Origin of the sequence: Chryseobacterium aurantiacum, assembly GCF_003020585.1 — a bacterium.
Lineage (GTDB): Bacteria > Bacteroidota > Bacteroidia > Flavobacteriales > Weeksellaceae > Chryseobacterium > Chryseobacterium aurantiacum.
The window spans coordinates 1,133,423-1,148,793 of record NZ_PXUE01000001.1; the positions used below are offsets into that span (position 1 = coordinate 1,133,423).

13 protein-coding genes are annotated in these 15,371 nt (G+C 36.6%); 7 read left to right on the plus strand and 6 right to left on the minus strand.

Features of this window, described 5'->3' with window-relative positions:
- Positions 1-118 precede the first annotated feature (118 nt).
- The 6 genes from C7D53_RS05045 to C7D53_RS05070 all read right to left on the minus strand — a co-directional run bounded on the left by C7D53_RS05045 (position 119) and on the right by C7D53_RS05070 (position 6,622).
- The gene (locus tag C7D53_RS05045) at positions 119-1,153 is read right to left on the minus strand and encodes a phosphotransferase enzyme family protein (RefSeq protein WP_106915268.1); all 1,035 of its coding nucleotides are present in this window, start codon (positions 1,151-1,153) and stop codon (positions 119-121) included.
- A complete protein-coding gene (locus C7D53_RS05050; protein WP_106915269.1) occupies positions 1,144-2,058 on the minus strand; it encodes a nucleotidyltransferase family protein in 915 nt (304 codons plus the stop codon). Before C7D53_RS05050 ends, C7D53_RS05045 begins: the two co-directional genes overlap by 10 nt.
- A complete protein-coding gene (locus C7D53_RS05055; RefSeq protein ID WP_106915270.1) occupies positions 2,048-3,445 on the minus strand; it encodes a Gfo/Idh/MocA family protein in 1,398 nt (465 codons plus the stop codon). The genes C7D53_RS05050 and C7D53_RS05055 overlap by 11 nt, the downstream gene beginning before the upstream one ends.
- A gap of 142 nt (positions 3,446-3,587) precedes the next feature.
- A complete protein-coding gene (locus C7D53_RS05060; RefSeq protein ID WP_106915271.1) occupies positions 3,588-5,123 on the minus strand; it encodes a M61 family metallopeptidase in 1,536 nt (511 codons plus the stop codon).
- Between the two features lie 56 nt (positions 5,124-5,179).
- Entirely contained in the window at positions 5,180-5,872 is a 693-nt protein-coding gene (locus C7D53_RS05065) for an AIM24 family protein (RefSeq protein ID WP_106915272.1), read from the minus strand.
- 36 nt (positions 5,873-5,908) lie between these two features.
- Positions 5,909-6,622 (minus strand): hypothetical protein, encoded by a 714-nt coding sequence (locus C7D53_RS05070; RefSeq protein WP_162926083.1) that lies wholly within the window; start codon positions 6,620-6,622, stop codon positions 5,909-5,911.
- 154 nt (positions 6,623-6,776) lie between these two features.
- Here C7D53_RS05070 and queA point away from each other — a divergent pair, with 154 nt between their 5' ends.
- The 7 genes from queA (at position 6,777) to C7D53_RS05110 (ending at position 15,334) form a co-directional block, all read left to right on the plus strand.
- On the plus strand, positions 6,777-7,826 hold the full coding sequence (gene queA / locus C7D53_RS05075) for a tRNA preQ1(34) S-adenosylmethionine ribosyltransferase-isomerase QueA (protein WP_106915274.1): 1,050 nt from the start codon (positions 6,777-6,779) through the stop codon (positions 7,824-7,826).
- Positions 7,827-7,996: 170 nt separating this feature from the next.
- Positions 7,997-8,215, plus strand: a complete 219-nt coding sequence (locus tag C7D53_RS05080; protein WP_262497858.1) for a four helix bundle protein — start codon at positions 7,997-7,999, stop codon at positions 8,213-8,215.
- Between the two features lie 33 nt (positions 8,216-8,248).
- The gene (gene rlmN, locus C7D53_RS05085) at positions 8,249-9,283 is read left to right on the plus strand and encodes a 23S rRNA (adenine(2503)-C(2))-methyltransferase RlmN (RefSeq protein ID WP_106915275.1); all 1,035 of its coding nucleotides are present in this window, start codon (positions 8,249-8,251) and stop codon (positions 9,281-9,283) included.
- Between the two features lie 76 nt (positions 9,284-9,359).
- Positions 9,360-10,304 carry a sterol desaturase family protein gene (locus C7D53_RS05090; RefSeq protein WP_106915276.1) on the plus strand — a complete coding sequence of 315 codons (945 nt, stop codon included), beginning with the start codon at positions 9,360-9,362 and terminating at the stop codon, positions 10,302-10,304.
- A 236-nt stretch (positions 10,305-10,540) separates the two neighbouring features.
- A complete protein-coding gene (locus C7D53_RS05095) occupies positions 10,541-11,419 on the plus strand; it encodes a hypothetical protein (RefSeq protein WP_106915277.1) in 879 nt (292 codons plus the stop codon).
- A 72-nt stretch (positions 11,420-11,491) separates the two neighbouring features.
- Complete coding sequence (locus C7D53_RS05100; RefSeq protein WP_106915278.1) at positions 11,492-12,469, plus strand: polyprenyl synthetase family protein; 978 nt, start codon at positions 11,492-11,494, stop codon at positions 12,467-12,469.
- 432 nt (positions 12,470-12,901) lie between these two features.
- Positions 12,902-15,334 carry an alpha-ketoacid dehydrogenase subunit alpha/beta gene (locus C7D53_RS05110; RefSeq protein WP_106915280.1) on the plus strand — a complete coding sequence of 811 codons (2,433 nt, stop codon included), beginning with the start codon at positions 12,902-12,904 and terminating at the stop codon, positions 15,332-15,334.
- The last annotated feature ends 37 nt before the right edge of the window (positions 15,335-15,371 follow it).

The following is a 15,371-nucleotide window of genomic DNA, read 5'->3' on the forward strand; positions in this document are numbered from 1 at the left end:
TAAAGCTAGATTCCTATGGAAAGACAAGCAGAGCGCTTTATGTATCCGTCTACCTTGTCATTCCGAAGGAATCTAAATATTACATTTAAATTTTAGTAAAGAATTTTATTCCTTAAAATCATTCAAATCCCAAATATTCTCTTAATCCTTTCAATAACTCCAGCTGATTTTTTGTTCTGTCCAGATTGTGTTCAGGATGTGTGATAGAATAGTAAGTACTTCCATTCAGGTAATCCGTTAAAAAACGAAGTTCTTGTATATAAATGGCGACTTGTGCTGCATAATCAAGATTCTCAGATTCTTCTGGTGTCAGTTTCTCCTTTAAATAAAATAGAAATCCTTCTTTTACAGCCTTATACATTTCTGGGTTGAAATTCTTTCTGGCACTTCCATCATCTTCCTTTGTCATATTGGTGTAAGATTGTATCATTGTTCCAAAATCATACAAAAGAGTGGAAATCATCATGGTATCCAGATCAATCACAGCCAATGGTTGATGATTGTGATCAAATAGAATATTACTGATTTTTACATCTGCATGAATAATTCTTTTGGGAATCTGACTGTTTTTCTCCATTTCAATCCATAGATCAGGCAAGGATAGAAGATGATTGGTGAGTTCTATTTCTGCTTTTGCATTTTCTATCAAATGAGGATCGGCATTTTTTACTGAGTTTTTATAATCAGCAACTCTTTTCTCAAAATTGAGGAAATTGGGAATGGCATCTTCAATAGCAGGTAGCTTTTCAGTATTTATAGTACTTAGAAAGTAACTGAAGGCCTTGGCTGCTTCAAATGCAGTTTGTAAAGACGGAGCTGTAAGAAAGGTCGTACTGTTTTCTATGAAGCTCAGCATACGCCACGGCTGGCCATTTTCATCCTCTACCAGAAGTTTATGGGTGAGGGATGGGATAGGTTCGATAATTTGAAGCTGATAGTTATTGGATCTAAGAATTCCATTAATCATTAAATGATTATTGACAATCACCTCCGGCTGTTTGAAAACATGATTGTTGATTTTTTGCAGGATAAACTTTTTTCCCTGATTCTTATCTTCCAAAAGATAAGTTGTATTGATCAACCCATCAGTAATAGGTGTGAGGTCATAATGATCTGTACCGATAAATTCAAAAACAATATCATTTAGCTCCATAAATCTGCAGGGTATCTGTTATTTTTAATTTCTGAAGTAAGAAAATTTATAATTTCCTTTTTGTCATCAGCATAGGTAACTCCCATCCATCGGGAAGGAGAGGTCTTTACCTTTACTTTTACTCTGTTTTCGTCCATCATTCTTTGTACAGCAGAAGGGATATAAAACTCCTGATTCGCCAGTGGGTCAGATTCGATGAAATCATAGAAATAGGCTTCCAGATCACAGAAAATATGAGGATGGAAAATAAAAAAGTTCATAGATACCAATGTCTCAGGATCCAGTTTAATATTTTCTCCATTTTGAATATAAATGATAGAATTATTGATTCTTTGAATAGAAGTTTGCTCCTCTACTTTGACCAGATAATTCTCTGCATCCAGTGTACATATTCCTCTGGCTACAGCTCCATTGCCGCTCAATGTTGTGCCTACAGGGTAAGCAACCATTCCTAATTGTATATCTGAGATATGGTGATGGTCAATTTCATGGGCAGCCAGCTGATAGGCTTCTTTTCCATAAAAGTCATCTGCATTGATCATGACAAACGGTTCCTGTATAGAGTATTTAGCACAAAGAACAGCGTGTGCAGTTCCCCAGGGTTTTTCACGGTCAGGATAATCAAAGCCCTCCAATGAAATGGGAATACTGTCGATTTCCTGATATACCCAATGCAGTTCAAAATTTTTAGCTTTTGAAATGTTGTTGAGCCTTTCAATATAACTTTGAGGAATCAGTTTGTTGACAATGATAACTACTTTTTTGAAACCGGCTTCCAAAGCATCAAAGATTGAATACTCCAAAATGGGCGAACCATTATCGAGTATTCCATCCACTTGCTTAAGACCTTTGTAGCGGCTTCCCAATCCACCTGCTAATATCAGTAATGTCTTTTTAGAATTCATCGGTCATTCCAAATACAGGTTTACGGGTTTTCCATTTTCCGTTGGTGAAATCAGGAATATCAACAACCTGTCCTCCCTTGGCAATAGACTGTTCACTTAGTGGAGTAATGGAGTACCATAAAGCAAGATCATAAACGTCCATTGGGAATTCTATATTTCGCTTGATGCATTCAATAAAGGTATTCATCACAAAGAAATCCATTCCGCCATGTCCTGCTCCGGCAGCTGTATTTTCAAATCTCTTCCACATGGGATGATCATATTCTTTCATCCATTTTTCAGTATTATCCCAACGGTGGCTGTGATTCATTGTTTTTTCGAAGTAAATATTCCCCTGGTTGAAATCTCCCCAACCGAAATCCTGCCATAATCCCTCAGTTCCCTGCACACGGAATCCCAGGTCATAAGGCCTTTGCAAGCTTGTGTCATGCGTTAAAAGTATGGTTTCTCCGTTTTCGCAGGCAATTTGTGTAGTGACAATATCTCCCTGATTGAATTTTACTTTGGCGCTCGGATGATTTTCTCCGCCCTTGGCATGCTCTACAACATATTTATGCAATCCGACAGACTTGGAAGAGAAAGAGGAAAGTCTTGTTAAACGGTTTCCGCGGTTGATATCCATCATCATGGCAACAGGCCCAAGCCCATGGGTAGGGTAAAGCTCTCCGTTGCGCTTTACATAATGCTCGGTTCTCCATTTTGCTTCACTGAATCCTTTTTCACCAAATTCAGCTCCCGAATTGTAAGGGTTTACCCCATCATTGAAAAGAACACCCCTCAAATCATGCTGGTAACCGCCTCTTCCATGAACCAATTCGCCAAACATTCCTTTACGAACCATATTCAGAATAGCCATGATATCTCTTCTGTAACACACATTTTCCATCATGAAAATAGGAACCTTAGTTTCTTCATATACCTTTACAAATTCCCAGCAGTCCTCAAGCTTTATAGCTCCGGAAACTTCCATGCCCACTATCTTTTTAGCACGCATAGCTTCCACCCCTTGGGTAAGGTGCCATTCCCATGGAGTAGCAATGACTACAGCATCTATTGTTTTTAATTTTAAAAGATTCCGATAGTCATATTCTCCGTTGGAAAACTCCTGAGCAGCCGGTTTATTATTGTCCTTTAGTATTTTTTGAGAAGCAGCAAGCATTCTTTTCTCTGGATCTGCAAACGCTACAATCTCTACATCATTACGTTTTGCCAATAATTTTACATGTTCTTGCCCACGAAGACCAACACCGATGAAACCGACACGGATCTTTTTATCTGTTTTAAAATCATTGGAATAGGCAAATAATGAATTGGGTAAAACCAATGCCCCAAAGCTTGCTAAAGCAGCTGTCTTAAGAAAGTTTCTACGCGAATTGCTGTTGTCCATCTATTTTTTTTCTTAAATATATTAAAACTTTTGTAAACCACGGGTGAGGTGATGGATTTGAGAGCTTGAGAGTTTTAGGGTATGAGGGATAAACGGAAGAATTGCTAACTGATTTTTATCCTTTCACCTTTTGCTTAAATATTTATTGATTAATCCACGCTTTTCTTAAAGCCAGCTGTTTTGAATCGGGATTAGGTATCGCAGTTACTTTTCCGGAGGTTTCATCATAGTTAAGGCCTGCTTTTTCCAGATATTCCTTTAACGGAATGGGCTGGGTGCCTTCTACATAATCTTTAAAAAATAGACGTATTTCCGGATAAGTTATTTTGGTAATTTCATCGAAAAGCTCATCATCATTAAAATATTTACCTTCTCCATACTTTTTCATAAGCATCTGCATCAGATCCTGAGTCCCTGTTTTTCCGTTAGAGAGTTCTCTTAGTCTTATGTCCAGACATGCTCCAATTAACGCTCCTTTCATGTAAAAATTCATGTACTGATCCTGTCTTTCCATTGAGTTTTCACTCAATTCAGTAAGAGAAAATTTATTGTCAAATTCTTTCATACCCTCTATCTTTTCTTCCAGGCTTTTTTCAAAATCTTCCAGACTGATCATTTTTTGTTTGATAGGCATATGAATCGTAGCATATTCAGTCATACCTTCATACAACCAAAGATGTTTAGACATGACAGGATTCAGAAAATCATAATGCTGAATTTCTCCTGAATGAATGTTGAGCGGTGTAACGATATGGAAAAACTCATGAGAAGCAACCCTATTTAAAGCTTGCGGAATAAATTTCATATTTCCGGAACGGTACAGGCAGACTGTAGAGTGGGAATGTTCCAGACCGTCACCCAGATACCCGTCTTCATTGGAAGATTCATAATAAATCAGAAAAGCATATTTATTGACCGGTAAAGTTCCGCCAAGATAAGCCTGTTGATTTTTCAGTATGTTTTCTATTTCGTGGGCAATTGTTTTGGAGTAATTCCTTTCCTTTTTGTTATAGAACGATACAAGCACTTTGGTATGACCTATTTTGAGCCATGTGGTATCGGGAACGGAATATAAAACAGGAGAATCTACCAATTCCCTGTAATCCTTTGCCCAAACCATATCCGTATTTTTATTTTTCTGTTTGTAATCTAAAGCAGAGGAAGCATAGAAATCCTTATTTTTTGTAATGGTAATCTGGTAAGGAATATCTTTCATTTCTTCAAAATATCCTACTAAAGAATTGTAGTTGATGACAAAAACACTGTCCCTGATAAACATACTGCCGGCAGATCTGGCTTCATTAGATTCTTTTTCCAAAGAATCCCATCCATCGGCTATCTGATAAGAGATTTTTTTTACTCGGCTGAGATCATGTACCAGCCAGCTGTTTTTATCCAGGCGTTCAGTCAGTATTTTTTTTCCGTTCTTGTCGGTGGCTGCAAAATTTGAAACATATTGTCCGAAATTCATAGCCTGATAAAACCCGGGAACCAGTTTAGGGATAATAAACTTACCTTGTTGAAGATTGTTCTTGGGTGGAGTAAAAGAAACATTGACTTCATCGTTGGACGTATGAAGAAGATCTATATTGTATTCGTAATTATTCTTTTGTTTTTGGGCTGTAATTGTATTAGGAATTATAACGATCAGAAAAAATAGCTTTATCAGAGTATTCATTTGTTATTGCTTTAGGTACTACGAAAATATAAAATTACCCCTAGGGTTTGTCTGCTTTATTTTTCCATATAATAAACTTCTTCGTAAGGTTGAATCAATACCCATCCGTGGCCTGAAAATTTCATTTGAAACTCTTCACCGCTTCCTCTTCCGATAAGGCTCTTGAAAGAAACATTTGTTTTCAGTTCCGGGCTTAGATTTCCGGACCATGCAACCGTGGCATTAGGATCTGTGAACACAGGGGTGTCAGGAGTTACCAGTAAAGTCAATGGATCTCCGTGAGTGGTGATGGCAATATGACCAGTTCCGGAAAGTTTTACCTGAAAAAGACCGCCAGACATCATCCCTGCAATACTTTTAAGCATAGTAATATCACTTTTTACACTTTGTTCATGAGCCAAAACATCATTGCCATTTACGCAGACAGATTCATTGTTCAAGTAAAGAATACGTACTTTCTTCCCAGAGTCTGCAACGTATAATTTTCCGGTTCCTTCAGCTTTCATCAGCTTACTTCCTTCTCCACTGATTGCCTTTTTCAAAAGATTTCCGATACCACCGGACAACATGCCTTGTCTTTCAAAATTAATATTTCCAACATAGCTTACCATGCTTCCTCTTTTGGTCCATACAGACTGATTATTCAGGTTGATTTCTAAAAGATGCTTCGTTTCCAGTTCGAAATAATCTCTTTGCTGCGGATTCTCCTTGGTCTCGTTAATGAATGCTTCAATTGAATATTTGCTCATAATGATAATTTTTAATTTGTTGTTTTTATAGGATTATTACTTTAGTTTATCGAGTTTATACTCTCTTTTGTTACTTTTAGGATTCAGATCCACAAATTCGTACTCTTCAAAATTTGTAAGTTTTGTTTTGAATATTTCGGTTGCTTTTTCTACTGACCAGGTTTTAGGATAATGAAAACCTTCGAATTTTGCATTGAAGATCTGCGCTTTGAAATCGTGCGAAAATTCATCATCACCCGAGTAGGTCAATGCTATTTTACCCGTCCATGTGATGTCATACAGATTACTTTCTTTTTTTGAAAATCGGATCTGATGCACCGCACAGCTGTCATGTCCCAACAGATAAATAGAAAAGGCAAGGTCATCATCATCGAAATGTTGTTCGGATGGAAGATCATTGCTGAAAAGATCATTTTTAACCACAGTGTCGAAATTCAGTTTTTCATCAAGGTTATTAATTCTGATTCCTCTCTGTTCACCCCAATAATTTGATGACAATGTACAGGCATGGTAGTTTCCCCATACAGTTTTGGAATCCCAGTCAGACAGACCTTCCTCTTCTTCCTCACTGTTTTCATCATCGTTGGCATAATAATTTTCAGTTTTTAAATGAAAATCAAACCAAATAAATCCATATTCATCAATTCTTCCGCTCCAGCTAAAGGTTTCAATTTTATGACCGCTAGGATACGGATTGTCAATGAAGTATATTTTGCTTATGGGTTCCATATTGAGTTTTAATTTCTCCAAAAATAATATTTTTATGCCTTGAAACTCCCCGTAAAATCACGGTTTTACATTTGATTGTAAATAATACTTGACAAAGGGGTATTCAATGTCGTATATTTGCACTCCGAAAATTACACCATGTAATTATAATAATTTTTAAACCGTAATTTAAAAAATGAAAACATCAGATTTTAATTTTGATCTTCCTGCGGAATTATTAGCAGAACACCCATCAGAGCACAGAGACGAAGCCAGATTAATGGTTCTTGATAGAAAAACACAAACTATTGAGCACAAATTATTCAAGGATGTAGTAGACTATTTTGATGAGAAAGATTTGTTTATCTTCAACAATACTAAGGTTTTCCCTGCACGTCTTTATGGAAATAAAGAAAAAACAGGTGCTAAAATTGAAGTTTTCCTTTTAAGAGAGCTTGATAAGGAAACCAGAGTTTGGGATGTTTTGGTAGATCCGGCAAGAAAAATCAGAATTGGTAACAAATTATTCTTCACTGAAGATGAATCTTTGGTAGCTGAGGTTATCGATAATACAACTTCAAGAGGAAGAACATTAAGATTCTTATTCGATGGTTCTTACGATGAATTTAGAACGAAATTAAAGGAATTAGGAGAAACTCCACTTCCAAAATATATCAAAAGAGCAGTAGAACCTGAAGATGCTGAAAGATACCAGACGATCTACGCTAAAGTGGAAGGAGCAGTTGCTGCCCCTACAGCTGGTCTTCACTTCTCTAGACACTTAATGAAGAAATTGGAGATTAAAGGAATCGATTTTGCTGAGGTTACGCTTCACGTAGGATTAGGAACTTTCAACCCAATTGAGGTAGAAGACCTTTCTAAGCACAAAATGGAATCTGAAGAGATTATCATTGACGAGAAAAATGCTGCTATCATCAACAATGCAGTAGAATCTCACAGAAGAGTTTGTGCGGTAGGTACTACAACAATGAGAGCTTTGGAAACATCTGTTTCTTCAAACAAAAAAATCTCTGCTTTCAATGGTTGGACAAATAAATTCATTTACCCACCTCACGATTTCGGAGTAGCTAACACAATGATCACCAACTTCCATACACCGAAGTCTACATTGATCATGATGATTGCTGCATTTGCAGGAAGAGACTTTATCATGCATGCTTATGAAGAAGCCGTAAAAGAAAAGTATAAATTCTATTCTTACGGTGACGCAATGTTAATTTTATAAAAAAAAGTAAAAAGAGCCAAGTTAAAAGTAATACAAGTAGAAATGAGACAAAATGATTTACTTATCAGAACTTTTACATTTGGAGTTAATTGTCTTAAGTTTTTAAGAACACTACCCAATATTCTGAAAGTAAATTAATAAGATTTCAACTCGGGAAATCAGCTACTTCAATAGGCGCTAATTATGAAGAATCCCAAGCCGGATCTTCAAAAGCTGACTTTAAAAACAAAGTGAAAATTGCTTTAAGAGAAGCAAGAGAAAGTCATTTTTGGCTTCGGGTTTTAGAAGAACTAGATGGCTATGATTCTGAAGAATTTAAAGCTTTATTGACTGAAAGTAATGAATTGAAAAATATTTTGGCTGCAATAGTCAACAATACTAAACTTTAAAACTTTTTACTTTTAACTTGGCTCTTTAATATTATGAAAGATATCCGTATATTATCTCTAGATCAGCTTAAAGAATACTTTGTATCTTTAGGAGAAAAGCCGTTTCGTGCGAAACAGGTCTATGACTGGCTATGGAGTAAAAACCTCCATTCGATTGATGAAATGACGAATCTTTCGAAATCTCTTCGCGAAAGAATTGCTGAAGAGTATACCATTAACCCCGTTTCTGTAGATCTTCTTCAAAAAAGTTCTGACGGAACCATTAAAAATGGGGTAAAACTTCACGACGGCCTGTTAGTAGAATCAGTTCTTATCCCAACAGAAACAAGAACTACTGCTTGTGTATCTTCACAGGTAGGCTGCTCGCTAAACTGCGAATTCTGTGCTACAGCAAGACTCAAAAGAATGAGAAATCTTGAAGTTGCTGAAATTGTAGATCAGGTAGCCCTTATTGACAGCCAAAGCAGAATGTATTTTGACAGACCGCTTTCCAATATCGTATTCATGGGAATGGGAGAACCCATGATGAACTACAAAAATGTAGTAGAAGCGATTAGGAAAATTACCCAGCCCGAGGGATTAGGAATGTCTCCAAGAAGAATTACCGTTTCTACATCCGGAATTCCCAAAATGATCAAAATGCTTGCTGATGATGAGCTACGTGTGAAACTGGCATTGTCCCTTCACTCAGCCATCGAAGTAAAGCGTAATGAAATTATGCCTTTCTCTGATAAATTCCCGCTAACGGACATCATGGAATCACTTCAGTACTGGTATCAAAAAACAGGTTCAGTGATCACTTTTGAATACTGTGTATGGAAAGGAATTAATGATGGAGATGAAGATATCAAGGCTTTAATAAAATACTGCAAACAGGTTCCTTCCAAGGTAAACCTTATTCAATATAATCCTATTGGAGATGGTAAATATGACCAGTGCAACAAACAAGCAGAAGAAAACTATATCCGTCAGCTTGAAAATGCAGGAATTACAGTAATGGTCAGAAGAAGTAGAGGAGGTGATATTGATGCTGCTTGCGGACAGTTGGCCAACAAAACTACCGATTAAAATTTCCTTAAAAAGACAGTACGCTTTCCTTAATAGATAGCTTAAAACCCTACCTTTGCACAAATTTTTTGTGATGATGGAGAGTTTAATGAGCGAGAATGGTTTAGAACATGTATATGCATGGTCGGTTCCATTATTTGCGATTGTTATTTTAGCTGAAATGATTTACAGCCACGTTTCAGAGGCGAAATTATATAATGGAAAAGATCTTGCCACAAATGTCTATCTGGCATTGATGAACTTTGGTCTTGACCTTATCATGAAAACATTTGCCATGGGGGTGATGTTTTTCTTTTACAATCACAAACTTTTTTCATGGGATCTGAGCATTTGGTATCTTTTGGCCTGCTTTGTTGTTACAGATTTTGCCTACTATGTCCTGCATTATGTGGATCACCGTTCCAGAGCATTCTGGGCAGTTCATATCACACACCATAGTTCAGAATACTTTAATCTTACCACAGGATTCAGAAGTCCGGTATTGCAACCGCTTTACAGATATCTATACTTTTCTCCACTGGCATTTTTAGGATTTAATCCTTGGCATATTATGGTGGCTTATGCAATAGGACAGGTATATGGAACATGGGTGCATACCCAAACTGTGAAGAGTATGGGGGTTTTAGAATATATTTTGGTAACACCTTCTCACCACCGTGTACATCACGCCTGCAACATTAAGTATCTAGATAAAAATATGGGTATGTGCTTGATTATCTGGGATAAAATATTCGGAACTTTTCAAAAAGAAGACCCTAATATTCCGGTGAAGTATGGTATTTATCCAAAAATGCCGGACAATAAGCCTGATACTGTTCTCTTTTATGAATGGAGGAAGATCTGGAAAGATATTAAACAGCCGGGATTAAAATTTACTGATAGAGTTAACTATATTTTCAATTCTCCGGGATGGAGGCATGACGGAACCGGAAAAACAGTGAGACAATACCAGAAAGAATACTTTGCAAAACAGGCAAGGAAAGAAGAAGAAAGAAATCAGAAAAAGCAAAAGACTGCTTAACCAAAAAAGAAATTCAATAAAATCTATATTAGGAGAGACGGGCTTTTTAGCTCGTTTTTCTGTTGTAAGGGAATGTGGAGGGAAGAAAGAATAAAACCTAGAACATAACTTAATCGGGTGGAATTGTAAAAATTATACATCTGCTTTGCTTTAAATCTAATGTCATCAAACGCAATCTACCTGGAAACTTCCGGCAGAATTCCCCCTATTTAAACATAAAATCTTATTTTTGCTCTATGAGAAGAACATTTCTGTTATTAGCTTTTCTTGCCTTTCAAACTGCATTTTCCCAACAGGCAGATTTTCTGAAAATAAAAAAATATAGAATCAACCATTTGGAAGATAAAATTCAGGAGACTTCCGGGTTGAATTTCTTTAATGGAAAATTGTTCACCTTTAATGATAGTGGAAACGCTCCGGAACTATTCGAGATCAATACCACCTCAGGAGAAGTAATAAAAACCTTAAAAGTGAATGCCAGAAATACGGATTGGGAAGCTTTGACGAATGATGGTACCCATTTTTACATTGGTGACTTTGGAAACAATGATGGAAGCAGAAGACATCTTACCATTTATAAAGTTCCGTTTCAGGGAGACAGCCTGCAAAATGGACAGCTGAAAGAAATTAAGTTCCATTATCCTGAACAAACTGATTATAAATCTACTTACTTTAATACAGACTATGATGCGGAAGCAATGGTTTATACCAACGGAAAACTTCATCTTTTTACAAAAGAATGGGCTTCAAAAGCAACAGTGCATTATGTAATAGATCCCGAATTAAATGAAAAACAGGATGCAGTAAAAGCAGAAACCTATAAAACGAATTTTATGGTAACTGATGCTGCCTATTTTGAGAAAAAACTCTATTTAGTGGGGTATACCAAGAAGACAGAAGTCTTTTTGGATGTTTTTACCGAAACAGAACCGGGAATATTCTTTAAAGAAAGACCAAGGCATTATTACTTGGGAAGTTCCCTGTCAATAGGGCAGATTGAGGGAGTTGCGGTAGACCAAACCGGAATTTATCTATCCGGAGAAAAATTCAAATCTCCGCTGGGTAGTACAAAGCCGTCACTTTATTTTGTTCCAAAAGAGCAACTCAGGGATTAATTTTTCTTAAAATTGAGCGAAAAAAATTATCTTTGTGAGAATTAATAATTATTCACCCAGCATTCGCAGATTGTGGCAAATATCGTAGAAGAAATCAAGCAACCGATCAATGAGGAAATGAAGCTTTTCGAGCAAAAGTTTTATGAATCGATGCAGAGCAAAGTCCCTTTGTTAGACAAGGTAACTCGTTTTATTGTTACCACTAAAGGGAAACAGATGCGTCCTATGTTTGTATTTCTTTGTGCCAAGCTGGTGGGGAATGTTACAGAAAAGACCTATCGTGGAGCTTCCATGATAGAATTAATTCATACCGCTACACTAGTACATGACGATGTAGTGGATGAAAGTTTTAAACGTCGTAATTTTTTCTCTATCAATGCATTATGGAAGAATAAGATTGCGGTTTTGGTAGGGGATTATCTTTTGTCAAAATCTGTTTTATTATCCACAGACCATAAAGATTATGACTTGCTTGGAGTGATTTCTAGAACGATCCGTGAAATGTCCGAAGGAGAACTTCTTCAATTGGAGAAAGCCAGAAAACTGGACATAACGGAAGATGTTTACTATGAAATTATTAGACAGAAAACAGCTACTTTAATTGCTGCGTGCTGTGAAATTGGAGTTCTTTCCAACAGTACAGATGAAGTTCTTGCCAAAAAAATGCTGGACTTCGGAACCTATACAGGAATGGCTTTCCAGATTAAGGATGATCTTTTTGATTATTTAAGTTCAAACGTGATCGGAAAACCCGTAGGAATTGATATTAAGGAACAAAAAATGACTCTGCCATTAATTCACACCTTGAAAATGGCGGGCGAAAAGGATAGAAAATACTATTTTGATACCATTAAGCGTTATAACAACAACCCCAAAAGAGTAAAAGAACTGATAGAATTTGTCAAAAATTCCGGTGGCTTGGAGTACGCGATTACAGTGATGAAAGATTTTCAGCAGAAAGCGAAGGATATTCTTAATGAATTCCCAGATTCTGAAGCAAGAAGATCTTTACATATTATGCTGGATTATGTAATAGAGCGAAAATTTTAAATTAAATAATTTTCAGGGTTACAATAATAACAGCTAGAACTATACAAAATAAAGCGATTAAAAATAAATAATCCGCAATACTCTCAAACGTGTATTCCCGCCTTTTATTTCTCGTTCTAATCGCCAGGAACGAAAAAAAGCAGCTACATGCAAAAAGCAGACATGCAAGACCAGCAAATTCGTCTAAATATGTACTGCGGCTGATTTTAGTGATCTTCAATGACGTGATGATAATCAATGAAAACCCTAAAAGATTGCTCGATGCATTCAGTATATGAGGTGATTTTTTTTCCATCTTTACAAATTTTTTCAAAATAAAGCACAATTTTTTTTATTATCAAATTTTTAAAAAAGATTATTAAAAATTAAAATTAATTTAAAAAGTGTATATTAGCAAAATACTTGAAGATTTAAAAACTTTTTTACTTAGCTATGCAAACAACCTATATTGAAACACAGCAAATATCCTTTCAAGATTTTAAAAATCAGATACTTGAAGATTACAAGTTAGGAAGGATTTCTCGTGAAATGTCTTATCTCGGAAGGAGAGAAGTACTTACCGGAAAAGCTAAATTCGGAATTTTTGGGGATGGTAAGGAGCTTCCTCAGCTGGCAATGGCGAAAGTTTTCAGAAATGGGGACTTCCGTTCAGGGTATTACAGAGACCAGACTTTTGCATTAGCAATAGATGCCTTAACAGTAGAAAGTTTCTTCGCGCAGATGTATGCAGATACAAGCGTAGAAAGAGAACCTGCTTCAGCGGGAAGACAGATGAACGGACACTTCGCAACAAGAAGTTTAAATGAGGACGGAAGCTGGAAAGATCTTACAGCACAGAAGAATATCTCTTCAGATATTTCTCCTACAGCAGGTCAAATGCCGAGATTATTAGGACTAGCTCAGGCATCTACTATTTATAAAAGTGTAAAATTTGATGGTTCAGAAAAATTTTCCAAAGAAGGTAATGAAATTGCTTTCGGAACAATTGGGGATGCATCTACAGCAGAAGGTCACTTCTGGGAAACATTAAATGCAGCATGTGCACTTCAGGTTCCTATGATTGTATCGATTTGGGATGACGGATACGGAATTTCAGTTCCTACAAAAAACCAGAGAGCAAAAGCTGATATCAGCGAAATGTTAAGCGGTTTCCAGAGAAAAGAAGGAGAAAACCAAGGATGTGAGATTATTCAGGTGAAAGCTTGGGATTATCCTGCATTATTAGATGCCTACGCAAGAGCGGAGCATTTTGCAAGAACAGAAAGCGTTCCTGTAGTGGTTCACGTGATAGACGTTACACAGCCTCAAGGGCACTCTACATCAGGATCTCACGAAAGATATAAAAATGAAGCACGTCTTGCTTGGGAAGCTGAGTTTGACGGATTAGTAAAATTCAAGGAGTGGATTCTTAACTATTCTATCGAAATTGATGGAAAAGAAGAAGTCATTGCTACTACCGAAGAATTAGATGCTATTGACGAAGAAGCCAAAAAGAAAGCTAAGACAGGACAGAAAGCAGCTTGGGATAATTATCAGAATGCAATCAAGGATTTAATTCAGTCTGTTTTACCTTTAGTAGAAAATCTTAAAGGACAGAACGCTGAAGTAGAAACTTATATTACTCATTTCAATAAATTAGTTTCAAAAGCTAAGAAAGATGTATTCCATTTAGCAAGAAAAGCTTTATTGGCTACAAGAGGAACAAACTCTGCAGAGAGAAACCAATTGATGCAGAAGTACAATGAAGTAGCAGAAGTTGAAAAAGACAACTACTCATCTCACTTATATTCTCAATCTGAATGGAAAGCTGAAAATATTCAGGAAATTAAGCCTGTATATTCTGACAGTTCTGAAGACGTAGACGGAAGAGTAGTTATTAGAAATAACTTTGATAAAATCTTTGAAAAATATCCTGAAACATTAATTTTTGGTGAAGATACCGGAAACATCGGTGATGTAAACCAAGGATTAGAAGGAATGCAGGAGAAATATGGTGCTTTACGTATCGCTGACACAGGAATTCGTGAAGCTACGATTCTTGGACAAGGTATTGGTATGGCAATGAGAGGGTTAAAACCAATCGCTGAAATCCAATATCTGGACTACGTTCTTTATTGTTTACAAGGTATGAGTGATGATCTGGCAACTGTACATTATAGAACTAAAGGAGGTCAGAAAGCTCCATTGATCATCAGAACAAGAGGTCACAGACTGGAAGGAATCTGGCACTCTGGATCTCCAATGGCGGGAATTCTTAACCTTTCAAAAGGTATTTTAGTATTGGTTCCAAGAAGTTTAACTAAAGCAGCAGGTTTCTACAACACAATGCTTCAGGCTGACGAACCGGCAATCATTGTAGAATGTCTGAACGGATACAGATTAAAAGAAAAACAACCAGATAACCTAGGTGAATTCACTGTTCCTGTAGGTAAAATTGAAGTTACAAAAGAAGGAAAAGATGTTACCTTGGTAACTTACGGTTCTACATGGAGAGTGGTAACTGAAGCTGCTAATGAACTAGAAAAACTAGGAATTTCTGCAGAAGTTATCGATATCCAGTCATTAATTCCTTTCGATTTATCTCACGAAATCGCTGAAAGCGTTAAGAAAACGAACAGATTAGTAGTGATTGACGAAGATGTGGAAGGTGGAACAACAGGATTTATCCTACAGCAGATTCTTGAAAAGCAAAAAGCTTTCAGATATCTGGATTCAGATCCGTTGACAATCTCTGCCAATGATCACAGACCTGCCTATGCAAGTGATGGTGATTATTTCAGCAAGCCATCTACAGATGATATGGTAGAAAAAATCTACGCCATGTTTAATGAAACAAATCCTCAGAAATATCCTGCGATATTCTAATTGGGATTAAAATAATATCAACAAGGGCTTTCAGATT

Bases quoted from the DNA above. Each gene is read 5' to 3' on its own strand.
- C7D53_RS05045 (WP_106915268.1), bottom strand. From the start codon at position 1,153: ATGGAGCTAAATGATATTGTTTTTGAATTTATCGGTACAGATCATTAT.
- C7D53_RS05050 (WP_106915269.1), bottom strand. From the start codon at position 2,058: ATGAATTCTAAAAAGACATTACTGATATTAGCAGGTGGATTGGGAAGC.
- C7D53_RS05055 (WP_106915270.1), bottom strand. From the start codon at position 3,445: ATGGACAACAGCAATTCGCGTAGAAACTTTCTTAAGACAGCTGCTTTA.
- C7D53_RS05060 (WP_106915271.1), bottom strand. From the start codon at position 5,123: ATGAATACTCTGATAAAGCTATTTTTTCTGATCGTTATAATTCCTAAT.
- C7D53_RS05065 (WP_106915272.1), bottom strand. From the start codon at position 5,872: ATGAGCAAATATTCAATTGAAGCATTCATTAACGAGACCAAGGAGAAT.
- queA (WP_106915274.1), top strand. From the start codon at position 6,777: ATGAAAACATCAGATTTTAATTTTGATCTTCCTGCGGAATTATTAGCA.
- rlmN (WP_106915275.1), top strand. From the start codon at position 8,249: ATGAAAGATATCCGTATATTATCTCTAGATCAGCTTAAAGAATACTTT.
- C7D53_RS05090 (WP_106915276.1), top strand. From the start codon at position 9,360: ATGGAGAGTTTAATGAGCGAGAATGGTTTAGAACATGTATATGCATGG.
- C7D53_RS05095 (WP_106915277.1), top strand. From the start codon at position 10,541: ATGAGAAGAACATTTCTGTTATTAGCTTTTCTTGCCTTTCAAACTGCA.
- C7D53_RS05110 (WP_106915280.1), top strand. From the start codon at position 12,902: ATGCAAACAACCTATATTGAAACACAGCAAATATCCTTTCAAGATTTT.